This window comes from Leptospira stimsonii (assembly GCF_003545885.1).
GTDB lineage: Bacteria > Spirochaetota > Leptospiria > Leptospirales > Leptospiraceae > Leptospira > Leptospira stimsonii.
Genome location: NZ_QHCT01000003.1, coordinates 48,800 through 73,709, shown reverse-complemented (window position 1 = coordinate 73,709; position 24,910 = coordinate 48,800). Strand labels below are relative to the sequence as shown.

Annotated in this window: 24 protein-coding genes; 16 read left to right on the top strand and 8 right to left on the bottom strand. The window is 43.4% G+C overall.

The genetic code is table 11. From position 1 onward, the window contains the following. The first annotated feature begins 2 nt into the window (after positions 1 to 2). The 4 genes from DLM75_RS11605 to DLM75_RS11590 are packed head-to-tail and all read left to right on the top strand — an operon-like array spanning position 3 to position 4,758. A complete protein-coding gene (locus DLM75_RS11605; RefSeq protein ID WP_118969158.1) occupies positions 3 to 2,198 on the top strand; it encodes an ATP-dependent helicase in 2,196 nt (731 codons plus the stop codon). Between the two features lie 57 nt (positions 2,199 to 2,255). Beyond that, complete coding sequence (locus tag DLM75_RS11600) at positions 2,256 to 2,696, top strand: LIC11625 family surface-exposed protein (RefSeq protein WP_118968682.1); 441 nt, start codon at positions 2,256 to 2,258, stop codon at positions 2,694 to 2,696. A gap of 26 nt (positions 2,697 to 2,722) precedes the next feature. After that, on the top strand, positions 2,723 to 3,568 hold the full coding sequence (locus DLM75_RS11595; protein WP_118968681.1) for a 3'(2'),5'-bisphosphate nucleotidase CysQ: 846 nt from the start codon (positions 2,723 to 2,725) through the stop codon (positions 3,566 to 3,568). A gap of 14 nt (positions 3,569 to 3,582) precedes the next feature. Beyond that, entirely contained in the window at positions 3,583 to 4,758 is a 1,176-nt protein-coding gene (locus DLM75_RS11590; RefSeq protein WP_118969156.1) for a glycosyltransferase family 4 protein, read from the top strand. Here the strand turns inward: DLM75_RS11590 and DLM75_RS11585 are convergent. After that, positions 4,733 to 5,143 (bottom strand): hypothetical protein, encoded by a 411-nt coding sequence (locus DLM75_RS11585; protein ID WP_118969157.1) that lies wholly within the window; start codon positions 5,141 to 5,143, stop codon positions 4,733 to 4,735. The two genes, DLM75_RS11590 and DLM75_RS11585, sit on opposite strands and share 26 nt — an antisense overlap. An 87-nt stretch (positions 5,144 to 5,230) precedes the next feature. Between DLM75_RS11585 and DLM75_RS11580 the strand changes: the two genes are divergently transcribed. From DLM75_RS11580 to DLM75_RS11570, 3 genes are all read left to right on the top strand, one after another. Further along, positions 5,231 to 5,728, top strand: a complete 498-nt coding sequence (locus tag DLM75_RS11580) for a TlpA disulfide reductase family protein (protein ID WP_118969155.1) — start codon at positions 5,231 to 5,233, stop codon at positions 5,726 to 5,728. Positions 5,729 to 5,889: 161 nt separating this feature from the next. Continuing rightward, a complete protein-coding gene (locus tag DLM75_RS11575) occupies positions 5,890 to 7,935 on the top strand; it encodes an AMP-dependent synthetase/ligase (RefSeq protein ID WP_118968680.1) in 2,046 nt (681 codons plus the stop codon). Between the two features lie 97 nt (positions 7,936 to 8,032). After that, on the top strand, positions 8,033 to 8,722 hold the full coding sequence (locus tag DLM75_RS11570) for an LIC11631 family protein (RefSeq protein WP_118968679.1): 690 nt from the start codon (positions 8,033 to 8,035) through the stop codon (positions 8,720 to 8,722). Here the strand turns inward: DLM75_RS11570 and ptsP are convergent. From ptsP to DLM75_RS11550, 4 genes are all read right to left on the bottom strand, one after another. Next, the gene (gene ptsP, locus DLM75_RS11565; RefSeq protein WP_118968678.1) at positions 8,715 to 10,457 is read right to left on the bottom strand and encodes a phosphoenolpyruvate--protein phosphotransferase; all 1,743 of its coding nucleotides are present in this window, start codon (positions 10,455 to 10,457) and stop codon (positions 8,715 to 8,717) included. The two genes, DLM75_RS11570 and ptsP, sit on opposite strands and share 8 nt — an antisense overlap. A gap of 145 nt (positions 10,458 to 10,602) precedes the next feature. After that, positions 10,603 to 11,508, bottom strand: a complete 906-nt coding sequence (lpxC, locus tag DLM75_RS11560; RefSeq protein ID WP_118968677.1) for a UDP-3-O-acyl-N-acetylglucosamine deacetylase — start codon at positions 11,506 to 11,508, stop codon at positions 10,603 to 10,605. Positions 11,509 to 11,561: 53 nt separating this feature from the next. Continuing rightward, a complete protein-coding gene (locus DLM75_RS11555) occupies positions 11,562 to 11,750 on the bottom strand; it encodes a hypothetical protein (protein ID WP_147456628.1) in 189 nt (62 codons plus the stop codon). A gap of 56 nt (positions 11,751 to 11,806) precedes the next feature. Further along, positions 11,807 to 12,475 (bottom strand): SDR family oxidoreductase, encoded by a 669-nt coding sequence (locus DLM75_RS11550; protein WP_118968675.1) that lies wholly within the window; start codon positions 12,473 to 12,475, stop codon positions 11,807 to 11,809. A gap of 87 nt (positions 12,476 to 12,562) precedes the next feature. Between DLM75_RS11550 and DLM75_RS11545 the strand changes: the two genes are divergently transcribed. From DLM75_RS11545 to DLM75_RS11530, 4 genes are all read left to right on the top strand, one after another. Then, a complete protein-coding gene (locus DLM75_RS11545; RefSeq protein ID WP_118968674.1) occupies positions 12,563 to 13,228 on the top strand; it encodes a TIGR00266 family protein in 666 nt (221 codons plus the stop codon). Positions 13,229 to 13,243: 15 nt separating this feature from the next. Beyond that, a complete protein-coding gene (locus DLM75_RS11540) occupies positions 13,244 to 13,918 on the top strand; it encodes a TIGR00266 family protein (protein ID WP_118968673.1) in 675 nt (224 codons plus the stop codon). Positions 13,919 to 13,930: 12 nt separating this feature from the next. Further along, a complete protein-coding gene (locus DLM75_RS11535; RefSeq protein WP_069607468.1) occupies positions 13,931 to 14,614 on the top strand; it encodes a TIGR00266 family protein in 684 nt (227 codons plus the stop codon). Positions 14,615 to 15,229: 615 nt separating this feature from the next. Beyond that, a complete protein-coding gene (locus DLM75_RS11530; RefSeq protein ID WP_118968672.1) occupies positions 15,230 to 15,538 on the top strand; it encodes an LIC_10421 family protein in 309 nt (102 codons plus the stop codon). Between the two features lie 122 nt (positions 15,539 to 15,660). On the opposite strand, the gene DLM75_RS11525 is transcribed toward DLM75_RS11530, so the two are convergent. Next, positions 15,661 to 16,248, bottom strand: coding sequence for a YceI family protein (locus DLM75_RS11525; RefSeq protein ID WP_118969154.1), 588 nt, complete (start codon positions 16,246 to 16,248; stop codon positions 15,661 to 15,663). Positions 16,249 to 16,530: 282 nt separating this feature from the next. On the opposite strand from DLM75_RS11525, the gene DLM75_RS11520 reads away from it, so the two are divergent. After that, a complete protein-coding gene (locus DLM75_RS11520; protein ID WP_158586468.1) occupies positions 16,531 to 17,388 on the top strand; it encodes a hypothetical protein in 858 nt (285 codons plus the stop codon). Positions 17,389 to 17,512: 124 nt separating this feature from the next. Here DLM75_RS11520 and DLM75_RS11515 read toward each other — a convergent pair whose 3' ends face one another. After that, a complete protein-coding gene (locus DLM75_RS11515; protein WP_118968670.1) occupies positions 17,513 to 18,136 on the bottom strand; it encodes a TetR/AcrR family transcriptional regulator in 624 nt (207 codons plus the stop codon). Positions 18,137 to 18,272: 136 nt separating this feature from the next. Between DLM75_RS11515 and DLM75_RS11510 the strand changes: the two genes are divergently transcribed. Then, positions 18,273 to 19,628: an alpha/beta hydrolase family protein gene (locus DLM75_RS11510; protein WP_241547911.1), complete on the top strand. Its 1,356-nt coding sequence runs from the start codon at positions 18,273 to 18,275 to the stop codon at positions 19,626 to 19,628. 290 nt (positions 19,629 to 19,918) lie between these two features. Further along, positions 19,919 to 20,278: a hypothetical protein gene (locus DLM75_RS11500; RefSeq protein WP_147456627.1), complete on the top strand. Its 360-nt coding sequence runs from the start codon at positions 19,919 to 19,921 to the stop codon at positions 20,276 to 20,278. A gap of 510 nt (positions 20,279 to 20,788) precedes the next feature. Here the strand turns inward: DLM75_RS11500 and DLM75_RS11495 are convergent. Further along, positions 20,789 to 22,108, bottom strand: coding sequence for a radical SAM protein (locus DLM75_RS11495; RefSeq protein ID WP_118968667.1), 1,320 nt, complete (start codon positions 22,106 to 22,108; stop codon positions 20,789 to 20,791). Between the two features lie 178 nt (positions 22,109 to 22,286). Between DLM75_RS11495 and DLM75_RS11490 the strand changes: the two genes are divergently transcribed. Further along, entirely contained in the window at positions 22,287 to 23,489 is a 1,203-nt protein-coding gene (locus tag DLM75_RS11490; protein WP_118968666.1) for a PQQ-dependent sugar dehydrogenase, read from the top strand. A 99-nt stretch (positions 23,490 to 23,588) separates the two neighbouring features. After that, positions 23,589 to 24,767 (top strand): lipoprotein LipL45, encoded by a 1,179-nt coding sequence (locus DLM75_RS11485; protein ID WP_118968665.1) that lies wholly within the window; start codon positions 23,589 to 23,591, stop codon positions 24,765 to 24,767. The last annotated feature ends 143 nt before the right edge of the window (positions 24,768 to 24,910 follow it).

Below are 24,910 nucleotides of genomic sequence, written 5' to 3'. Positions count from 1 at the left end.
CCGTGGATCCTCTCCTCGAAGGTTTAAACGAAGAACAAAAAAAAGCCGTCCTCCAAGTTTCCGGTCCAGTCCTGATTTTAGCGGGAGCGGGTTCGGGCAAAACACGCGTGATCACTCATAGAATCGCGAATCTTCTTATCAATCACGGGATTGATAGAATCTGCGCCGTTACGTTTACGAACAAGGCGGCCGCCGAAATGCAGGAACGAGTCAAACACTTAGTTCCATTCTTACCCGCCAATCTTCAGATCAAAACGTTTCACTCACTTTGTCTTTATATCCTAAGAAGAGAAGCTTCGTTTTTCGGTTACGCCGGCGGTTTCACAGTTTACGATACAACTCTGCAAGAATCACTTCTCAAACAAGTCGTGAAAGACCTTTCTCTTGATCCAAAATTTTACAAGCCGTCGATGCTTGGAAATTATATCAGCGGTCTCAAAGATAAGATGTTGTCTCCGGAAGCTTATCTCGAAAAGGAAGGACGGACCGATTTTTCTAAGAACGTTTCCGCGATTTATAAAGAATACGAAAAAAGAAAAGAAGCAAGCAAGGCTTTCGACTTCGGGGATCTCATCTGGAAGACGGTTCAACTCCTGCAAAAATCTCCGGATGCGCTTTCGAAGTATCGTCACAAATGGGAATACGTCATGGTCGACGAGTATCAGGATACGAACAAGGTCCAATACGAACTCGTGATTCTTCTCACGGGCGAAAAAAAGAATCTCTGCGTCGTGGGTGACGACGATCAATCGATCTATTCCTGGAGGGGCGCGGATATCGCGAACATTCTCAACTTCGAAAAGGATTTTCCGGATTCGACCGTGATCAAACTCGAGGAAAATTACCGTTCCTCTTCGAACATCATTCTCGCCGCATCACGCGTCATCTCGAACAACACACAACGCAAACAGAAGGAAATTTTCACAAACAACCCGAAGGGTTCTCCGGTGGTTCTCACCGAGTTCCAAAACGAGTCCGAGGAAGCGCACGGAATCATCACCCGAATCCGGTCAGCGTATTCTTCCGGAACGGAATATAAGAATATTGCAATATTCTACAGAACGAATTCTCAATCCAGATACTTCGAAGAAGCTCTTCGCAATCTCGGAATACCGTATAAGATCTTCGGAGGCTTTCGGTTTTTCGATCGAGCCGAGATCAAGGACTTTATCGCATACTTAAACGTTGTTTCCAATCCGGTCGATTCGGTATCCCTCCTCAGAATTGTAAACTATCCGCCTCGGGGAATTGGGGATTCCGGAATCGACAAGATCCGCGAATTCTCCCTCGAAAAAGGAATTTCCCTTTTGGAAACCTTGGGAAGGGAAGAGATTCCATTAAAGAAAGCGGCGAAGGCAAAGGGCAAAGAGCTCTTTCATCTGTTTAGCGACCTCATCGAAAAGACCGAAAAAGGTTCTTCTCCTTCCGAAATTGCGATCGAACTCTTGAATCGCTCCGGCCTCATGTCCTATCTCAAAGAAGAAGGAACGGAAGAATCGATCGCTCGTCTGGAAAACCTGCAAGAACTCGTAAACTCGATCGAAGAATACGAGAAAAATTCTGATTCTCCCTCCTTGGAAGAATATCTCAACCAGATCAGTCTTCTCACGAGTGAGGAAGATACGAAAGAACTGACCGACTACGTGAATCTTATGACGGTGCATAACGCGAAGGGACTCGAGTTTCAGATCGTCTTTTTATCCGGATTGGAAGAGGGCACCTTTCCTCACAGTATGAGTCTGGAAGATTCTCACTTTGGAGACGAAGAAGAACGTCGCCTTTTTTACGTCGCTCTGACTCGGGCTCGAAAGGATTTGTATTTGAGTTTTTGTAGAACTTCCCGTAAATTTGGAAAGGTAGAAGACAGAATTCCATCTCGGTTTTTGGCGGAGGTTCCGAAAGAATGTTTCGGAGAACAGCAATTTGCGACGAGAGAGCGCACGGCGAGACGTCCCCAGGGGCCGCCCCTCGCTTCTAAGATCCGTGAAACGGAAGAGGAATTCGATTCCGGTTTTTCCGAACCGCCTTCACCGGACAATCTCCAGTTGAAGGCAGGAGATCGGGTAAAACACAAACAATTCGGGATCGGCACGATTTTAACGGTTTCGGGAAAGGAAAAGAATACCAAGGTCGCGATTCGTTTCGGGAACGTGGAGAAGAACTTTTTTGTTGCCTATACTCCGCTTGAGAAATTATAAGGAAGGGGTAAGTTTACTTCCCCGAAATCCGATACTAGTAGCAGACAGGAAACCCAGATGAAGAAAATATTCGCGATATCTTTATTACTTCTCATTACCACTTCCGGAATTTACGCCGGAAAGTCTCAAGGTGTTGTGGAAGAATTCAACAAAGTAGAAGAGTTTAACAAAAATATCAAAATTTCGGACGCTTTTAAAAAGGCAACGCTCGAAAAAAATCTGCTCTCTGCGGTAAAATATACGCTCCATCATAGATACCTCGAATACAAGGAGATCACAAAGGATCTCAATGCGGAAACGATGTTGTATGAACCTCAAAAAGGGACTTACACTGTTTATGTGAAGTATAAGAAGTTTCTCTTTTTCTATAGTTATAAAATGGATCCGGAAATCTATCTTCAGACTCCTGAAAATGAGGTTTTTTATATCCGTCCGGAAAACTTAGACGACCCTCACAAAGAAAGCGCAACCACTCCGGAATCGAAACCCGTTAAGTGATTCATTTTTCCTGAGTATTTTCTTTTTTGGATTCGATTCAATATCTACAGCCCGCGATTGATTCCGTTCTGGAAGCGGGAAAAATCGTATTAGAAATCTATCATTCCGATTTTAAGGTCACGGATAAGGGAGGGAACGATCCCGTCACCGAGGCCGATCTCAAAGCGGGAGCGTTTATCGCGGAAAGTCTAAAATTCACGAAGATTCCCGTTCTTTCGGAAGAAGACAAAGAACGAAAGGATATCACCGAACTGACCGCGGCTTGGATCCTGGATCCCATCGACGGCACACGAGAATTCGTTCATAAGAATCCTGAATTTGCGATCAGCCTTGGTTTATCCGTTAAGGGCAAGGCCGTGTTGGGTGTGATCTTGAATCCTGTCACAGGCGAGTTGATCTGTGGAGCCGAAAGTTTAGGAGTGGATTCCATTCAGTTTTCGGAAATACCGGATTCTTATAAAATCGATTCGAAACGGTTTTCAAAAAAATTACATTCTAATTCTCCAATAAAAACGGTTCTGATTTCCAGAACGGAAGAAAGAGAAGGGCTTTTTAAACCGAGTATGATTCCCGCGGATTGGAAATTTTCCGCTATGGGTTCAATCGCGTATAAGTTAGGACTCGTAGCCGCTGGAATTGCTTCCATTTCCATTTCCCTCAAACCGAAAAACGAATGGGACGTTTGCGCGGGAATAGCGCTGGTACGGGCATCGGGGGGAACCGATCTCGAAATTCAATCCGGCGAACCGTATCGGTTTCAAACCGCTTCCGGAAGGGGAGAGGGTTTGATCGCGGGACATTCCGAATCTTTGGATCTTCTCTGGAAAACTTCGAAGGGATATTTTCAATCCAGTCTGAGGGATTGGACCTGATCGGGGAAATCTATATGAAAAAAAAAGAATATTCTAAACATATAATACAAAAAATCAGAATCGGCGTGGACGCCAGACCTTTTTCGACCCCGGTATCCGGCGTTGGAAAGATGATCCACAGCGCTCTTTTGGATCTGGGAAAGGATCCCAGTTTTGAATTTTATCTTTTTTCCCACAGAGATCTTCATCCGAGTTATGCGAATCTTCTGGAGTTGCCCGGAATTCGATTTATCAAAGGGGAGGGAATTCTTTCTAAAAAAGGAGGGATTTATTTCGCGATCGCGCTTCCTCTCCAACTTCGTAAAATCCAGCTCGATTTGTTTTGGGGAACACAACAGGTATTTCCACCGTTTCTTTCCAAAAAGACGGCGACTGTTCTGACATACAACGACTTAGTCGCGTATCGTTTCCCGGATACGATGCGAACCTTGGCTCGATTGCAACAGAAATTCTATCTTTCGCGTTCCGTACAACGTGCGGATAAACTGCTTCCGATATCGGAATCCACCCGAGACGAAGTCGCGGAATTCTTTCATATCCCGCTTGAAAGAATGCAAGTTGTTTATCCAGGAATCGAACTTTCCGAATTCCAAGGACTTCTCAAAAAAAAGCCGGGAGAAAGGATCGATTCCCTTCCTAAAAAATACTTTCTTTCGGTTTCCACCGTGGAACCTCGAAAAAACTACACCTTCCTGTACAATGCTTATTTGGAATATTCAAAATTTGTAAAGCCGAGTCAGAAGTTCGCTTGGGTGATCGGAGGAAAAGCAGGTTGGGAAAATCCCGAATTTATCGAAACACTCCGAAGCCCCGAAAGTAAAAAATTGGGAATCCATTGGATCGAAAGTCCCTCCGACGTGGAACTCGCCCATATGTACAAAAAATGTTCCCTCTTTTTGTTTTCTTCCTTGTATGAAGGTTTTGGAATTCCTCTTTTGGAAGCTCTGAGTCTGCAAAAACCTGCGATCGTTACTGATCTTTCCGTTTTTCGAGAAATCGGTGGAAACCAGATTCAATATCTAAAATTAGAACGGGATCTTTGGGTAAAGGCATTTCTGGATTATTCAAAGAAGCCTTACGCAGGGAAAAAAGTGGATCTTCGAAAATTCTATAGAAGTGTTGCCGCGAAGACGATCGCCGATCAGATTCGGGACGTGTTACGTTCTAAAACCATTTCTTCCACCCGCTGAGCCTCGTTAGGGTTCCCGAAAACTCAAGTCCAATTTTCGAATCGATCTGAAGATGAATCCTTTCCCGATCCAAAGGTTGCAGTCGAATCGTAAAAGAATCCTCTTCGTTCTTAAAACTCAAATAATCGGGCAGAAATTCGAGGAGATTCGTTTTAGAGTTTCCGTTGAGTGGAATCGTAAAATTCTTAGCGGTTTCTTTTCCCTTTAAAAAAATAAGAATCTGATTTTCCTGAAGTTCCAGTTTTGCTTTTCGATTGGTTTCGGAAAAATACGGTTCTTTTGCAACGGGAGTGGAGATCATTCCCGAACCTCCGAATCGATCTTTCTTTAGATACGTTAAGAATTCTTCCGGACCGGAGAAGTAATTGTAAAAGACGGGGTTCACGGGTGTCATCCCAGTTTCAAAGGAGGTCCTTGGCTGGAAAGATTTTTTCCATTTACATTCTTTTCCGATGTAAGAAGATGTATGGAGATGTTTTCAATTCGGATCGTATTTACCCTTTTCTTAATTTTCCTTTCTGCCTGTCATTCTTCGAAAGAAGAATCGATTCTCTACAAACTCAAACTTTCCGATCCGGACGGTAATTCCGTGGATCTCTTGGCTTACAAGGGAAAGGTTTTACTTTTGGATGTCTGGGCTTCTTGGTGCGAACCTTGTAAGGAAGCCGTTCCCGTTTTGGAAAAACTTTCCAAAGATTTGCAAGGGAAGAATGGGGTTCTTTTGGGGATCAATACCGAGCCGGAACACAGCAAAGAGGAACATTTGAAAGCCGCTCAGGAATTCGGGATGACCTATCCGTTCTTAATCGATCGGGACTTCGCTTTGATAAACGAATACAAGGTAGAAGGGCAACCGGCGCTATTGGTTTTCAGCCCATCCGGTAAACTTCTGAAAATTCAATATGGAATTCAGGAACGGGATTATCCGAAACTCAGGGCAAGTTTTTCTAATTGGTTCACTGCACCATAGTATTGTATAACATGATGAATAAATAAGAGCTTCTCGAATACGGTAGAAAAAAAAGGGTTTATTTCTGAGCTTCGATATTTAATTTTGAATACTTGCCGGCAGGATCTTGCCGGAATTCCTAAGTTGTATTGAACTAAAGATATCAGGAGTGAATGAGTTTCATGGCGGAAAACTTAGCCCAGCTATTTCGTGAATCTGCGGAAAAATTCCGGGACCTACCGGCGTTCTTTTCAAAAGATTCCAAGAAGGACTATTATCCTACTACATACGGTCAAGTGTACGAGCAAGGTTTGAATCTTGCGGAAGCCTTGATCGAGTTAGGTGTTCAACAAAAACAGAGAGTAGGTTTACTCGCAGATAATCGTATCGAATGGATCATCGCAGACTATGGTGTGATTCTGACCGGCGCCGCCGACGTTCCACGCGGAACTGATATTACAGATTCTGAAATCGTTTATATTCTCAATCACTCGGAAGTCGAAGTCGTTTTTATCGAAAACGATAAGATGCTCGAGAAGTTTAATAGAAACAAATCACAGCTTACCAATGTGAAGACCATCATCCTGATGGATCCTGCGAGCACCGCCCCAGGCGTTTTGAAAATGCAGGACCTCATCGAAAAAGGAAAGAAACTCAGAGAAGGTGGTTCTAGAAAAGCGGAAGAAAGAATCTCCGCGATTCAACCGGACGATCTTTTCACTCTGATCTATACTTCCGGGACTACGGGACTTCCCAAAGGTGTTATGTTGAAACATTCCAACATGATGCACCAAGTGAACCACGTCAGCCCGATGTTGAAGATCCAACCGAATGCACGTCTTCTTTCCATTCTTCCGATCTGGCACGTTTTCGAAAGAGTAGTCGAATACGTTTGTCTCGGACTCGGAGCGGCGACCTATTACACGAATGTTAGAGACCTTCGCCAGGACTTGGCGACGGTTAAACCGACGTTTATGGGTTCTGCACCAAGACTCTGGGAAAACATCTATAACGGAATTTATACGAGAATCAACGATCCTGCTCAGACTCCGGCGCTTCGCAGAGGACTTTTCAAACTCGCGTATTTTTTCTCGAGTAAGAAAAACCAAGCGGTTCGTTTTTTAACTGGAATCCAAGTGGACTATCATGGAAGAAGTCCGATCACTTCTTTTTTCTACGGAATTCTCATGTTCATCCAATTTCTCCTGACAGGTCCATTCACGCTCACCGTCATCGCGGGTGCGTTAGGCGCCTTTCTCGCGGGAACCGAATTTTATTTTTTAAGTTCGCCTCTCTATACGATCGCAGGACTTGCAGTGTTCCTCAATAGCTTTACTCTGGATCGAATCGTTCTTGCCAAGATCAGAGCGGCTACGGGTGGGCAACTCAAAGCTTCGATTTCCGGCGGAGGAGCTCTTCCAAGGCACGTAGACGAATTCTTTGGAAACATCGGAATCAACGTTTTGGAAGGTTATGGAATGACCGAAACGTCCCCGGTAATCTCCGTGAGAACCTTTGAAAAATTGATCATCGGTTCCGTGGGTGTGGTCGCTCCGAAAACAAAACTCCAGATCCGCAACGACAACAATGTCGTTCTCACAGAGATCGATGAGGACGGAAACGTTTCTCAAGGAAAACTTGGTCTCAAAGGTGTCGTCTTTATCAAGGGACCTCAAGTGATGAAAGGATATTTCAAAAACGAAGAGGCTACTTCCAAAGCGATCCAAGACGGATGGATGAACACCGGCGACATGGGGATGATCAACTTCAAAAAGACCCTAACTCTCACCGGGCGTGCAAAAGACACCGTAGTTCTCTTAGGCGGGGAAAACGTGGAACCGGTTCCGATCGAAAACAAACTTCAGGAATCCGCGTATATCAGCCAGTGTATGGTGATCGGCCAGGATCAGAAAAATTTAGGTGCGATCATCGTTCCGGATTTTGAAAAACTCCAGGAATGGGCGAAAGAAAACGGAATCAACGAGCCGAGCAACGAAAAGCTGATCGAAAATCCGAAAGTCTACGATCTTTATAGAAAAGAGATCAAGGCGCTCAATAATACGAAAAACGGATTCAAATCCTTTGAGCAAGTGACTCCATTTATCATCATCTCCAAACCTTTTGAAGTGGGTGAGGAATTGAACAATATGATGAAAATGAAACGTCACGTGATCACTGAGAAATACATCGACAAGATCAAAAAAATCTACGCGACAAACCAAGATTAGAATTTTTCGATTTTTCGAACTGAAATCAGCCAGCCCTAAAAAAGCTGGCTTTTTTATTTCTTCTGAGAATGAAGAGCCGTACCGATAGGAACAGTATATGGCCGGCACTCAGAAACAAATCCAGAAATCTTCCGTATTTTCCCCTTCCGGGCACGGAGATTTATACGCACTGGACAATCTCTATCTTTCCCCCATGAGAGAGAACGAGGTTTGGAACTTTTCCCAGGTTTCCCAATTCTCCCCTTACAACTTGGGATTTTTATGTATGCGCTCGATTCTGAACGCCAATCTTTCCAAAAATGCGATTACGGTGGGTGGACTCACTCCCGGGTTTATAAGAGGACTTTCTAGAATAGAAGGATTTGAAAATTGGAAACAATTTCGAACGGAAGGATTTATACCGAGAGTGGTAGGAAAAGAATTCCCTCTCACGCTGAATTCCGAAATTCATACGATCCTGAATCCTGCGTTGGCGACTTACGAAAAGGAGTTATTCGAGGAATGGAATCCCAAAGCCGTGACCATTTCCGGAACCTGGGAGAATCAGGAAATACTCATGACCGGAGTCTCGTTACCCGAAAACGAAAAAAATCTTCCGAAATTATTAAAGGATCTGATTCAGCTTCTTTCTGGAACCACCGGAAAATTTTATCTTCGTACCGATAAACATTCGTATCTTTGTTTGAAGAAAGATAAGGAAACGTTGGGTCCTGTCTTTTTTCAGGAGAAGGAAAAAGTCTGGGATTCTTTCGTGTTCTTGATTTTGGAAAAAGAAATTTCTAACTGAGGTGTTTACTGAAAAGAAAGGCTTCGATATTTTCGTAGTTTTCTTCTTCGGAAAGTTCTAAAATCTTTTTCACCAGAATTCCCGCTTGATGGAGCGAAATGGAACGAATGATTTTTCGTATCGGATTCAAAAACGGGATCGATACCGAAAGATCCCGAATTCCGATTCCGATCAAGAAGATCGTAAAGTTCGTATCAGAAGCGAGTTCCCCGCAGATTCCCAGAGGTTTGTCATAATCCCTTGAGACTTCTACGATTCGAATGAGCGCGCGTAAAAAGGCGATGTGATACGGATTGTAGAGGGAAGAAACGTGGATATTATTTCGATCCACAGCCATGATATATTGAAGAAGATCGTTCGTTCCCACTGAGAAAAAATCCGCTTCTCTGGCGATCAGATCCAAGGCAGAGACCGCGGCGGGGGTTTCGATCATCGCGCCGACCTTAATTTTCTTATTAAATTTCTCTTTTTGAGCGCTGAGTTTGCGTTTACATTCTTCCAGTAAGGCTCTGGTCTTGATGATTTCCGCCGGGCCGGTGATCATCGGAAGTAGAATGCTTACATTCCCGAAAGCCGAGGCTCGCAAAATCGCTGTTAGTTGTTCACTGAACCACTCCGGATTGGAAAGGGAATATCGAATTCCTCTATTTCCCAAGAACGGATTCTCCTCTTCTTCTCCCGTAGAAAATTTATCCGCTCCGATATCGAAGGTTCGGATCGTAACGGGTTTGTCTTCCATTCCTTCAGCGATCGCCTTATACGCGCGGAACTGTTCTTCGCCGGAAACGTTGCTGTCTTGGTATTTTAAGAATAGGGATTCACTTCGAAAGAGGCCAACGCCTTCTGCACCGGAGCGAATCGCCTGTTCGCAGTCGAGTTCTGATTCTAAATTACATTTGATTTTGACTCGGATTCCGTCTTTGCTTACGGCTCTGATTTTTTTTGTTTCGTTTTCTTCGACCGGGTATGTGGATGAAAAACCGTAGTATTTGACTTCTTCCAAAGTCGGAAAACGAACTACGTGTCCTGCTTCCGCATCGAGAAAAATGAATTCGTTGTCTCTTACATAGGTGGAAAAATCTTTCAAACCGACCACCGTAGGAATTCCATAGTTCCTCGCGAGGATCGCCATATGCCCCGTTTTTCCGCCGAGATCGGTGGCGATTCCGCGGATTCTCGATTTGTCCATAAGAATCATCTGAGACGGAGTGAGTTCTCTTGCGACCAAGATCAGATCCTCTTTCAAACCGGACAAAAAAGAATCCTCTTCCTTTTTGCCTGCAATGAATTCGATCAACCGATTAGAGACGTCATGAAAGTGATCGACCCTTTCACGAAAAAATTCACTTTCCATGGCTCGGAATTTCTCTGAGATTTCGTGTGTTACGTTTTGAACTGCAAGAATCGCGTTTTCTCCCAGATCCAAAATTCTTTTTTGAACCGAGGTGGAAAGGCTCGGATCCGAACAGATCATCGCTTGGGTTTCTAAAATTTCCTGAACTTCTTTGTGGTCTGGACCGGAGGCTTCTACGGAAGTGATTAGGATGCGAAGGCTTTCGAGGCTTTCTTCTAATGCGGTTTTGAATTTTTCGATTTCTTCTTCTTTGGCGGATTCATGGACGTAGGTCCCGGTTAGAATGGTATTCCTCTTTTTTCCGGTTTTGAGGACTTTACCGTATAGTTTTCCCGGGAAAGCGGTGATTCCGGGAAAAACTGTCCGTTTAGAGGGGATCATTGATAGAGTTGATTTCCGAGCAAAACTCGACTACAGAATTCTCGAAAAGAAGAATCTGACAATTCTTTTCTAAAAAAGCCGAAACTCTGCGGGAATACGACTCGACCCTAAAAAAAGAGGTCGAAATCGGAAGTTGAAAGAATTCTTAAACGACGATCGCTTTTCTTTTGAAAAGAGGAGTTCTTCTGCTTTTGTATTTGCTGATTTCGTCTCCGGTGACGCTACTCATCACCAATTTCGCCATGGAAATATCGAGGGCGTGTCCGGCTTTCGATGCGAGATAATGACCGATGATCGGGCGACCCGCGATGGAAATGTCTCCGAAGAGATCCAAAATCTTATGGCGCACGCATTCGTTTTCAAAACGGAGTTGTTGGTTTAAATATCCGTCTTGGGTCAGGACGATCGCATTGTCTAAGGATCCGCCCATCGCCAATCCTCTGGCTTGAAGCGCTTCTACGTCTTTCAAAAAACCAAAGGTTCTTGCGGGAAGAATCTCTTGTTTGATCTTATCTCTATCCAAAGAAATCGTAATACTCTGTCCTTTGAGAAGAGGATGGGGAAAGTCGATCGTATAGGTTACTTTGAGTTCGTCGCTTGGAAGCAGAACAAGGTATTTATCCCCGTCCACAACCCAGAGTGGATTTTGTACGTAAATCGGTTCTACGATTTCAGGATATTCTACGATTCCAGCGGATTCCAGAGCTTGTAAGAATGGAAGGGAAGAGCCGTCCATAATCGGAACTTCGACAGCGTCGATTTCAAGAATGAGGTCGGTCAGTCCTAAGGCGTAAACCGCGGCTAACAGGTGTTCTACTGTTTGGATTCGATAAAGGCCGTCTCCAAGCGTGGTTGCATTGCTTGTATCTACGACGTTACTCAGTTCTGCCGAGATCGAGGCTTTTTCCTGACCTTTTCGATATTCAAAAACGATTCCTGTACCAGATGGGGCCGGATGGGCGACTAAGTTTACTTCCTTTCCGGAATGAAGCCCGATCCCTTTGATTCTAACTGTATCCTGTATGGATCTTCTATATATGGTTTCTTTCATAGTTGTGCATTTTCGATTTCACAGGAAAGTCCTATTTGAAAGGACTGCCCGGGTCACATCGAGGTTCGCTTTTCGTATTCAAGAGGATCGAATTCGACCGTTTGTTCCGGAGCTTCGTCCAGTCCTCTTGGTCCTATATAAGCAAGGTCTATGCCAAAGGGTGTATTAAAACCGGTTTTTTCAGGGGTGTAAGAGGGCGTTTGGAGCTGGATGCGACATAATTTGAAATAAATTTCTGACAAACCGTCTCTTTTATACAACAGTGTATCGGTAGGGACACAGGTTATTGTCCCATCGATCACCAGGGTAATTCTTCTCCGTTCTGATGAAAGAATCTGCCCGAACTCGCAAGGTTCAGCGCTTCGATCCGTTCTGCTAAACCGACAACGCTTTCTTGTGTTGAAATTCCTTGTCTTCCGGTCATTTCCGTCGCAACCATTCCAGGATGAAAGATTCCTACGGAGATTCCTTTGGGTAAAAGATCTCGAGCCAGGCTTACTGCGAATGCGTTCAAGGCGGCTTTGGATGCGCGGTATCCGTAGTAGGCGCCGGAAGTATTGTCCGCGATCGATCCCATTCTGCTCGTTAAAAATACGAGTTTAGAATCTGCTTTGAGCGAGGGAAGGAGCGCGTGGACGATCTTCAACGGTCCGAGCGCGTTGACCAAGAACTGCGTGATGATATTGTCCTCATCGAGACTTTGTAGATTGTCCGGTATCAAGATACCAGCGTTATTGATCAAAATATCGATTTTTGTATCCAGAATCTTAGAACTCAATCCTTGAATCGAGTTTGAGTCGAGAACGTCGATGCCTTCGAAAATTTGGGTGGGTTTGAGACGAGAGAGTTCTGCGGAACTTTTTCTGCAAAGCGCAAATACTCGATCTCCTTTTGATAGAAAGTGTTTTGTGAGTTCCAATCCGATTCCGCGATTGGTTCCCGTGATGAATACGTTTCTTTGTGCCATAGTGTTACTCCAATGTAATTCTTCGGATCGCTCCTGAAAACACTTTTCGATTGACGTTTGAGTCAATTTATTTACATTGCTGGTTCTATGAATTACGAGATCATCCACAAACCTTCGTATTCTTTTCTAAAAGTAAAATTGTCGCCAGGTGAAACCATCAAAGCCGAAGCAGGCGCGATGGTCTATATGACTCCCGGGATCGACGTTGAAACCAAAATGGGAAGCGGATTCCTTTCCGCCCTCTCCAGACGATTTTTCGGCGGAGAATCGTTCTTCTTCAATATCTTCAAGGCTCCGTCCGCGGGCGCGGAAATCGGCTTTGCTCCCGAACTTCCCGGCGACGTGGTAGGAATCGATCTTACGGACAACGGACTTCTTGTGGAAGCAGGCGCATATCTTGCTTCGGATGAAACGATCACGATGAAACCGAGGTTCGGAGGTTTGCGTTCCTTTCTCGGCGGAGAAGGTGTGTTTCTTTTGGACGTTACCGGTAATGGAAAACTCTTTTTGAATTCTTATGGAGCCATCCTTCCGATCGAAGTACAAGGAGCCTATACGATCGACACAGGGCACGTCGTCGCCTTTGATAAAACGCTTCAGTATAAAATCGGAAAGGCCGGAGGAAGTTGGAAATCTACTCTTTTCGGCGGTGAAGGTTTGGTGATGGAGTTTACCGGTCACGGAAAAATTTTAATTCAGACTCGAGTTCCATCGGGATTCTTATCCTGGCTGACGGGACTCCTTCCTCAATAAGGAAAAGGTAATATTATGAATATTGAAATTCTTAGCAAACCGTCGTATAGTTTTGCAAAGGTGTCTTTGAACGGCGGAGAATCCATCAAAGCGGAATCCGGTTCGATGATGTCGATGAGCAATGGAATCACGATCCAAACTCACAAGGCGCAACAAGGCGGATTTTTAAAAAGTTTAAAAGCGGCGTTCCTTGGCGGAGAATCCTTTTGGATGAACACCTTCACCGCTTCTTCCGGAAACGGAGAAGTTCTACTCGCACCGACTCTTCCGGGTGACGTAGATAAGATCGATCTTGCGGGAACCGTTTATGTTCAATCGAGTTCGTTTCTCGCGTCTTCGCCTAACATAGAGATGGATACGAAGTTCCAAGGATTGAAAGGATTTATCAGCGGAGAATCTTTATTCTTCTTAAAACTTTCCGGTAACGGACCTCTTCTCATTTCCAGTTACGGCGGAATCGATATTCTGCAAGTCGACGGTGAGATGATCGTGGATACCGGGCATATCGTCGCGTTCGACGAAGGACTCAACTACGAGATGACCAAGTTCGGCGGTTGGAAGTCTTTCTTCTTGGGTGGAGAAGGATTTGTCGCTCGTTTTAAAGGAAGAGGAAGGGTTTGGATCCAATCCAGAAACGTTCCGTCCTTAGGAAGTTGGTTCCGCAATCAACTGCCTCCGATCAAAAGATAAGGAGAATGAATCGTGAAACACGAAATATTATTAAAACCTGATTTTCCAATCATTCAAGTGGAATTAGAAAACGGAGAAACGATCCGTGCCGAATCGGGCGCCATGGTCGCGATGAGTCCGACGGTAAAGATGGCGACAAAAGCGGAAGGTGGAATCTGGGCTTCCGCCAAACGCGCGTTACTGAGCGGAGAATCTTTTTTCCAAAATACCTTTAAGTCGGAAGGTGGGACGGGAACCTTATTCCTCACGAGTCAAACTCAGGGCGATATCGAGTACCGCAAGATGAAAGGAGAAGAATTGATCTTGAGTCGAGGCGCTTACGTTGCCGGCTCGGAATCCTTGGTCATCGATAGCAAATGGGGTGGATTCAAAGGATTTTTTTCCGGTGAAGGTCTTTTCTTTTTGAAAGTCAGCGGTGCCGGAGATCTTTTCTTCTCGAGCTTTGGTGCGATTCACACGATCGAAGTAAACGGTCAATACACCGTGGACACCGGGCATATTGTCGGATTCGAAGGAACTTTGAACTATACGATTCAAAAGGTCGGCGGTTTGAAGTCTTTGTTCTTGAGTGGAGAAGGTTTGGTCGCGGTTTTTTCCGGAAGCGGGAAACTTTATATTCAATCTAGAAATCAGAACGCATTCGCAGGCTGGGCGAACCAGTGGAGAAGAGTGGAGAAATCTTCCTCTTCGAGCTAAAACCTTTTTGTAGAAAAATAGGATTCACCTTCGGGTGAGTCCTATGAAATCTTTCTCAATTTTCTACTCGTAAATTCCTCTTTTTGTCATCTTCGTGATTTCTAAATTTCAATTTTACTCCATTTTCAATATAAGAAATCGACGGTTGAAAATTTTAGAAAAATAGAATATTCTATAAATCTTATATTTTTTAAGCTTTTTTGTTTTTTATGAAACGCGAGTTTTAAAACTCTATTCTTTATAAAAGGAATCAGGGTTCCTTCTTAGATCGCAGGTTTTTTAAATCCGGGATTGGGAATTTCATTTGGACCTGAGAAAAAGGACCTTAGTAAAAATGGAATCCGAGGACCGTAAGTGGTTCCTGAAGAGGTTTATTTCGATTTCGACGAGGAGTTCTCCTTTTACAATCATGCTCCATTCAAGAACAAATTGTACTTATAAGAAGCAAGTTTAAAACGGATCGGCATTTCTTAAGTATCGTATAACAAAACTAAGCGATTACATGCAAAAAACAGAATGAAACGATGATAGAAAAAAATTTGAAGAAATCGATATCCTACTTGGAAAAACGGAACGGTAGTGCGAAATCAAGCCAATCGATTTAGGAGTAGGACCATGAAAAAAATCATAGCGCTTGCGCTTTTTCTTTCCGTGTTTGCCAACGGAGTTTTTGCTCTTTCGGAAATAGAGACGTTGCTTATAAAGGAGGCAACGAACCCTGAGTTAAAGAAAATTGCCAAAGACTATTTGTTGAAAAAAGCCAAAGACCAAAAGGATTTAGCTGAAAAATACAAATCCCTTGCGACTCGGAGCCAGGGAGGGAAGGCGACCTCTTCAAACGAAGAGCATAAGAAATACAAAAAATTAGAAGAGCATTGTATCAAAGAGGCGGCCGAATATGAGATGGAAGCCGGAAAACTCTAAACCTTAGACAAAAAAACCTCCCTCGGTATTCATTACTGAGGGAGGTTTTTTAAGAATCAATCGCCAAGGATATAGGAGTTCTACTGAACTCTCTATTCCGTTGAGACGATTCGAAATCTCTTTTATTCTGCGACCGCTTCGCCTTCGATCTTGATCGAAACTTCTTCACCCACCAACACACCGCCGGTTTCCAAAGCCTTGTTCCAGGTCAGACCGTAATCCTTACGATTGATTTTCGTTTCCGCTTCGAATGCGAAGTGAACCGTTCCCCACGGATCTTTTGCGGAACCGTTGAACGTTACATTCAAAACGACAGGTTTGGTAACACCTTTGATTGTCAGTTCCCCGGCAATCTTAGAGACAGCTCCTTTTTTTACCGTAGCCTTTGCAGACTTAAACGTAATCGTAGGAGCTCCTTCCGCGTCGAAAAAATCTTTCGATTTTAGATGACCGTCTCTTTTTTCATCGTTCGTAAAAATCGAAGCAGTTTGAATCGTAACGTCCAAACCGGAGAGTGCGCCGGTTTTTTCATCAAAGCTAAACTTACCTTGGAATTCTTTGAAAGAACCCGGAACATTGCTTAGACCGAGATGTTTGATCTTAAAGCCAACGGAAGTGTGCGTGGGATCCAGTTTAAAATTCCCAGCTTGCAATCCAGTCAGTGAGATGAGGATGAAGAGAAACGCAAAAGAAATTCTTCTCAAGTTCATTAATAAGCTCCTTACCCGAATTCGGATACTTACGACAAAGAATCTTTCTTCGTCTTTGGATTTCAATATATTTTCTAAAAATTCTATATAACAGAATAAGGAACAAGATTTTGGCAAAGAAGAGTAATTCCATATCCATTTTTAGTTCAAAAGCTAAGTTGGGTGGACGTGAAAACCGATTCCTTTTTCAAGGCAGAAAGCGCTTGGAAGTCGACTGTTCTTATTTGTCATTCTTAGATTTTCAATTTCTATGTTTTCCTTTGAAAAATTCGGATCGATTTCTTGAATTTTGTCGGTTGTGGATCTAAGGAAAGAACGTTGGGTTATTATACGCAAAACATCATTACCATCTTTGAGTCTGAAACGGATGAAGATATCATCGCTGAGTTGAAAACGTTTTTTCCGCTCGCAAAGGTGAAAGAATTCAATTCTGACTTTCACGGAATCGTCGCTCAAGTGGAAAGAAGCCGATTGATAAGGGATAGCGCGATCGATGATATGCAAGAGTTAGAAGAAGAACTCGCCATTATAGATGAGAGAATGATAGAATTTACGAAACGGTTTCCTGAAAGAATTTTCGTTTCTATCGACGTCAATTGTTTCGGGGGAATTTGTTCTTATGAAGGATTCAGTGCGAGAAACGGAATTATAATTCTTGCACAAGAATCGACCGAAGACGGGCACATCACTCTATTAAAAAGTATTTTTCCAAAGTATGAAAGAATTTATTTCGAACCGTTTACCAGAGATTTTTTTGTCCGAAAGGGAAAAATCGATGGGGTTATTCAGGACTTTTCACTCGGCGGACTTTTTATCGGATTCAATTCCGAATATACTGATACTTCTTTGTACCGAATCGAATCGAGTTCCAATTTTCTTTTTTTTGAAAGAAAGGAAGAATACTATTTGCTCTTCGAGTCAGAGGAAAAAACGGACGATATAAAAGTTTCGGGAGTCATCTATAACGACGATAAGGAGATCTTACGGGAAATCGAAGATCATATCCTGAGCACATTTTCCGTTATGACGCATTCGATCGCTATTTATATGGAAGGGATTTTAGAGCCGAGACGATTTGCAAATAAAGTAGAACATCCAATTAGAAAACGAAAATCCTTTTGGCTAAGATGGATCGGTTGAGGGAAGAAGAGGGACATAGAGTTTGTTTTCTTTTCTTCATAATCCGAATCGGAAATATTTCAATTCGACGCACAACCGCTGAACGCTCGATTCGATTCCCGAGACAAGTCCGGGAGTTCGCTTCCTATTTTCGCAACAGATAAGAACTGATCATCAGTGCCGTCTCTCGAAGAATCGTTTCCGAATCCACGTCAAAGCCTTGGAGAACCATATAACTGATGATATCATCCATCGCTCTTTGTGCGATCAAAAGGCTCGTCGGTTCCGAACGCAATTGCACTTTACTGGCGAAGTATTGAAACAATTTGGAAGCTTCCGTTTGGATTCTTTCCCTCTCGATCTTTTTTACCGCGGCCGCGATCTTTTCATCCGTAAGAGAGAGAATTGCGAGTTCGCGATGAAGTTTCGGATTTTTTAAAGCGGAGTTTTTCATTCGGAGAAGAATTTCATAAAGAATCGCACTGAGATCGGATTCACCTTTGAGAGAATCAATCGTGTCTCCGGCGAGACTGCCGTAGAATTCTTCGCTGTATTTTCGAAGGATCTCGAGCGCGATATCGTTCTTATCTCGATAGTAAGAATAGAAGGTTCCGATCGAAACGCCGGCGGCTTCGACGATATCTCGGATCCCAGTTTCCGCATAACCCCTTTGTTTCACGAGTTTGTAGGCCGCTTCTATGATATTTTCCTTTCGTTCAATAGAACGGCTCTGGACCGGACTTCGGACTTGTTTCTTCTTTGCGTTCATTCTTACGTTTCTACATTTCCTCGGAATCCATTACCCAGTATTTAAAAATATGAACAAAGTTCAAATTTTTTATTTACATGAATGCTAAGAACGAATAAATATGAACAATGTTCATATTTAAGAATCGGAGGGATGTATGAAACAAGGAAAAAAAACGGCAACCGGAAATGAGAATTCGACTCCGAAGAATGGAACCCTTTCCTTCGGGAAAGAGGGTTTGGCGAGAATGTTTACATCGATCGGATTTTTGTTTGTATTAATCGTTTGCGTATTTTTATCGCTCCAATGCGGAACGGTCGGGCAATCTCGTTTTTTCAAAGATCAGGCATATCACTTTCAAACCTTACGCGCGTTAAACGATATTCGAACGGACGGGGCTGATACCGGAGAAGTTTTGGAAACGATTCGTCAGATTCGCGAAGGCGATTCGGAAAATTGGTTTTTATCTTGGGAAAAATTGGCGATGCGAGTGTTGGAAAGAGCCGAAAAAATTCAGGATCCTTTGAGTCGAGGTTACGCTTATCTTCGCGCGCACAACTATATACGGACCGCCGAATTCTTTCTTTCCCCCGAAGACGAAAGAAGGCTTCCATCCTTTCAGAAAGGAGTCAATCTTTTCTACAAAGGATTGGATATTCTCGAAGTTCGTTATGAACGTATCAAAGTTTCCTATGAAGACAAACAACTCAATGCCGTTTATTATCCGGGTCCGATCGGTTCTGAAAAAAAGCCTTTGATCGTCCTTGTAGGAGGTTTTGATTCTACTCTCGAAGAATTGTACTTTGTTTTAGTGAAAAGCGCTTATGATCGAGGTTACAGTGTTCTAACGTATGAAGGACCGGGACAGGGCTCTGTGATAAGAACACAAGACTTAGGTTTTACTCCGGAATGGGAAAAGCCTACGAAGAATGTAATTGATACCTTTCTTTCTAAGCATCCGAAACCGAAAGCGATGATTCTTATGGGAATGAGTCTGGGTGGATATTTCGCGCCGCGGGCCGCCGCGTTTGACGATCGGTTTGAAGGAGTTGTATCGTACGACGTTCTTTACGATTTTGGAGAAGTAGCAGAAAGAACGGTTCCTAACTTTGTTCTCTGGTTAAAGGAGCGTAAGTATGACGGACTGATTGAACTTTTAGTTTCGATCAAATCGTATTTTTCTCCAAGTTTCGATTGGGGAGTTAAGAACGGAAGATGGACGATGAAAACCGCGAACGCGAGAGAAACGTTAGACGCTTTCTCGGCATATTCCTTGGAATCGATCGCCCCCAAAATCAAACAGGATGTTTTGATTCTCGCAGGAACCGAGGATCATTTTATCCCATTAAAACAAGTGGAAGACTTTCGATCAAAGTTAAAGAACGCAAGAAGTGTAACCACCGTGATCTATGATCGCGCGTCGGGCGGCGCAGAACACTGTCAATTTGGAGCGCAGGCTCTTTGGCAGGCAGATTTTTTTGACTGGATGATGAGATTTAAGAATCAGAAATAATGCCGGAGTTTCTTACAACGATTCGGCTTTGGACAAGGCCGAATTATTTTTTTGGAATTTCTTCCTATGAGAACTCCTTGTTGCAACGGAAAAGAAGGGAAAAGGAGAAAACAGGAATCTTGAAAGAGACAAGAAGCTTGGATTCGATTCCTTCTTGGAAATGTACGGCTATTCTTAGAAGGATTGAAACCGGAAATCTTTCCAAAAAGAAGAATCGTAAATCGCGGAAGATTTAGGTAGTTTCCGCAATACGGTGATTCCCTATAGACGAAACTTTTTTTAGGAGTAGAATGGTCTTCGTCATGCGCTCTCATGACAAGGGAGGCGTTCCTTTGAAAGCGAACTTAAAAAAACTTTTTTCAATCTTTGGGATCATTGGTTTTCTCATCTTTTTCGGAATGAGTTGCCAGCCGTATCTGTATCGAAATTACAACGACTGCGGGGGAAACTATTCCGGGAATTGCGATGGATATCGAGGTTACTCTTCCTACGGTTATCAAAATCGCGGGGCTTATCCGAATTATTACCGGAATCCTTCCTATGGAAACTTCGGGACCGGAAACACAGGCGGCGGATTTCGTCACAACCCGATGCACGTTCCATCCGGGAGATTTCACAATCTTGGTCGTCCGAGTCACTGGAAACTGTAGAGGAATCCGGATTTAGATCTGCCGGGAATTTTGGGAGAGTTCCCATGTTTACAAATCCTGACAAAATTTGAATTCAGGAAAAAGTTTCGTTCTTGTCCGTGCTTCCTATACAACGCTATTTACAAGTGGAAAAGAAGTGTAATAAGAACCGTCTTACAAAATGAGCTTTGTAAGAGGTCCTACACTATTAATTCTTGCTTGCAAAATTAGAATTTTGTGATATAGGAAATTCTCCGAATTTTTTCCGCCACCCACCCCTCCACCCGAAATTTGGGTGGGGCACATCGCTTTCACGGTGGAGTGTCGGAGCTCCGACAGATTCTTTCTGAAGATCCAGACAACTTGTGAGCAAGAAGAATCTGCTCTTACAAGAGTTGGTTTCCTAAAAAAGGTTTTGATTGCTTCATATGTCCCTAGGTGAGAGAATTTCGAAAAATTCTTCCTCCTTACAATTCAACGAATTCTAAAAAGTCAGATCATTGTCTTGAAACAATGCGACAAAAAGTTTTTTTAGTTCCTTCCCGCGTAACCGATTACATCCATAAACGCAGAAACCGAAAACACAGCCTTTCCGGGGCCGGGTTCGCCGTATCCGGGGGGAACCGGTAAATTATACTTTTCGAATGTAGCTTTCCAGACGGTTAAGAGTTCACAGAAATATTCGAGAGGAGGGCCGGCCTGGGTTCCTAAGGTCGTGTAGGGTTCGGGACACCAAGCTGTAAAACGAGGCATGATTCCCTTGGACATAAAAAAATCGAGACCTTCTCCTGTGGAAGCGATCGCTTCGGCAACCGTATCAAACCCATACGGTTTCGAAAGTTCCACGCCACCCACAAAGTTGGGAATCACATAGGAAGGACCAAAGACTTCCGCAGAATCCACAACTCTTCGGATCCAATTGTCTCTTCCTATATAAGCTTCTTTTCCCGGGCAAATTTTTTGAAAGAGATTCTTATCCCAGACTTCGTAGTTTGGATGATAGACTTGAATGCCTGCGTCCTTAAATTTTTTACAGTCTTCGATTTCCCAGGCTTGAGAAACGATCTTTCCCATCCATCTTCCTGGAAATCTGGATTCGATCGCTTGTGCATAGTCCAAGTAAAAATCGATCTCGTTTTTCTTTTTTAAAGAAGTGATCACACTTCCGCCGGTGATCGTATAAACTTTTGCGGTTTTGTCTTCCGCGTCGATCCAGGATAAAACTTCTAAGATGTCTTCGATGTCCTTTACACCCGTGTAAGGTCTTCCTGCGTTCTTCTGTTGGCGATAGTTATGATTGATATCGCAATAAGCGCATTCTTCTTCCTTACCAAAATACTGACAGTTTCTAAAAACGGTGAGGTAGATAAGATATCCCCATTCGATCACGGGGGCGATTTCCCCGGGAAGTTTTCCGTTTTGAGTTTTGTGACGATACCAAGCGGGAAGTGGAGGAAATTCCACGTTTCCTAAAAAAGTTTCACCGAGATAGAGGCTTGGTTTTCCATCAGGTGATTTTTTGACTTTATAAGGAGAATTCGGATTGTTCCTCGTAGAAATAACAGTGGGAAGAAGATTGAAATGACCGCCGGAAACCTTAATCTCTTCGGGAGCTTTTACATCCGCTCCTTCACTCAATTCAGAAAGTGGAATATGATCAAAGGAGAATATAAAATAATCTTTTGTCTTGTATTCTCCGTTCCCTTCGAAGGCTTCCTTGAGAAAGTGAATTCCCTGTCTCAGGATATCCTGTTTTACGATGGCTTCCATCGGAATCGATTTGTATTTCCTCTCCATTTCTTCCAGGAGAGGAATCGTAGAACTTTGGCGGATTGAATCTGTAACTTCCATCTTTAATTAGACAATCTTCCCGGAGGAACCGAAATTACACGCAGTTTTTTGGGAAGAAACGCTCCGTTTTTATTCGATTTGAACCAAACGGCGACTGAAAGGAAGAATCCCGAACAAGAAACAAGTCTCGGAGAATATTAAATGTTGACCAAGGAACGGATAACCGTAGGAAAGAAGCATGTTTTTGAAATGTCTTTCTACCGTCTTTCCGTTCGGCATCGTATTCTTTTTGTCTTTTTTAAGTTTCTCCATTTTCGCAAAAGACCGAATCTCCGTTCCGAAAAAAAATTCGAAAGAATCCAAACTTCCCTCCGTTCCCTGGTATTCTTCCGTCGCCGGAGGATTTCAAGAACCAACGGACATCCAATTCTTTCCCGGCGATTCAAACCGAATGATCGTCTTGGAAAAACGAGGAAAGTTGATCGAATTCGATCTCGTCAAAAAACAAAGAACCATTCGCGCCGACTTCACAGGTCAGGTGGAAATCCTTTCGGAAGAGGGACTTCTCGGACTTGCATTTTCTCCGGACTTTGCAACGGATTCTCGATTTTTTGTTCACGTCGTCGTAAAGGAAAACGGGAAAGATCATTCTAAAATTTTAGAATTTGAATGGAAACCAGATTCCATCCAAAGGATCGAAGATGCAAAAAGAACCCTCCTGAAGGTGGAACAACCGTATTCCAATCACAACGGCGGTCAGATCGCTTTCGGACCCGATAAAAAACTCTATATCGGTTTTGGAGACGGTGGAGGTGCAAATGATCCTTATAAGAACGGACAAAAACCGGGAACTTTCTTGGGAAAACTTCTCCGTATTGCCCCGAATCCTAAACCTGTAGGAGCTCCTTACAAGGTTCCGGAAGACAATCCGTTTCTCAATCGCCCCGGATTCTTACCCGAAATCTGGGCCTATGGTCTTCGAAATCCCTGGAGATTCTCCTTTGATTCCCTTTCCGGCGAACTGTATTTAGCCGATGTCGGGCAAAATTCCTTCGAAGAGATCGACTTGATTCAAAAAGGCGGGAACTATGGCTGGAATATCAAAGAAGGATTTCATTGTTTTAAGTCCAATCCTGGGTGTTCGTTACCCGGAATCTCGGACCCAATCCATGAATATCCCCGTGACGACGGACATTCCATCACTGGAGGCTATGTTTACCGAGGCAAAGACCTACCGAAACTAGTGGGTTCTTACGTTTACGGAGACTTTGTTACGGGTAGAATCTGGGTTTTGAGGCAGAAAAGTGGAAAAAAAATCGCCAATGACCTTCTCTTTCAGGTTCCGTTCCAAATCAGCACCTTTGGCCAAGACGGAAATGGCGAAATTTATTTTGCCGATTTTGGGTCAGGAAATATCTTGCGTTTCGTAAAAAAAAATTGAAAGAATTGGAAAAACCGATTATGTTGCCTGTTGAGTAACATAGATAGAGGCTGCCACCACCGCAGTCCTGTTATCAATCCAATCTTAAGGAAAATGGGTATGAAGAAGCTATTAATCGTTTCCTCCATCGCTTTGACCGCCGGAATTCTGGTGTTCAGCGCATGTAAGAAACCTACCGAAAATTCCCAGGCAGCCACTACTGGTAAAGAAAACAGTCCCTCGGCTGTAGTTGTTTTCAGCGTCGGAGAAGCTAAAATTCTTCACACTGACTTAACGGAAGAAAAAGCGACTTTGGGTGCGAGTTTAAAGACTGGCGACAAAGTAACTACAAAAGAAAAATCGAAAGTTGATATTCAATTTGCAGACGGATCCGCGATTCGTATCTCTGAGAATTCCGTAATCGATTTCGACGCGCTTTCGATCAATTCGAAAGGAAACTCCGATACAAGACTCGCTCTTGTTTCCGGAAAAGTTTTTGCAAAAGTGAACAAAGCTTCCAAAGAAGATCAGTTTTCCGTGGTTACTCCGACCGCGATCGCTGGTGTGCGCGGAACTTCCTTCATCGTAGAGAGATCTAAATCCGACAAAGCGACTGTTAAAGTGTTAGACGGTTCTGTTGCAGTGGCACCTCGTGTTGCGGCTCTGGAAGGATTGAGCGACGAAGAAATTTCTAAGAGCGAAGATTTGAAAAAGATTCAACAATCCGTTGCGTCTTCCGAAATCGTTCTTGAGAAAAATCAAGCTTCCGTAATGAAAGCGGACGACAAATCTCTGGAAATCAAAGATACTTCTAAAATCGCGGCGAACGTTGAGAAAAATATCTCAGGCGTCGTAAAGAAATTGGACAATTCTGGAATCTCCAAAAAAGAAGAAGAAGAATTGAGAACGATCGTAACCGTAGACAAAGAAACTTCGGATAAGATGGTTCGCATCAATGAAGAATCTTCCGGAAAAGTGGACGAACAAAAAGCGGCCGCTCTCGAGTCTGAAAGAAAGAAACTTGAAAGTGAAGTAGCGGCTCGTCAAGAAGATGAAGCAAAGAAATTCAAACAAGTTTTGATTTCCGCTCCAAAAGAACTGAAGTCCAGCAAGGATATCGTAAACTACTACGAAAGAATCGAAAAGATCATCATGACTGACGGATCTTCTTTAATCGGTGCAATCGTTGATCAACAAGGATCCACTATGATCGTTCATACCGAACAAGGTATTAAGAAGATCAACCAAGCGGATGTACAAGAAGTGATCTACGACTTCCAAACGAAAGCTAAATTCTGATAACAGAGACTGAACCTGAAATCAGGTGGAAAAAACCCGGGTGTAAAAACTCGGGTTTTTCTTTGTACGGACAATTGTTTACGCAAACTTGATTTTGTCGAAAAAGACCTTCTTGCGGACTTCAAATCCGTCCTGAGCTAAAA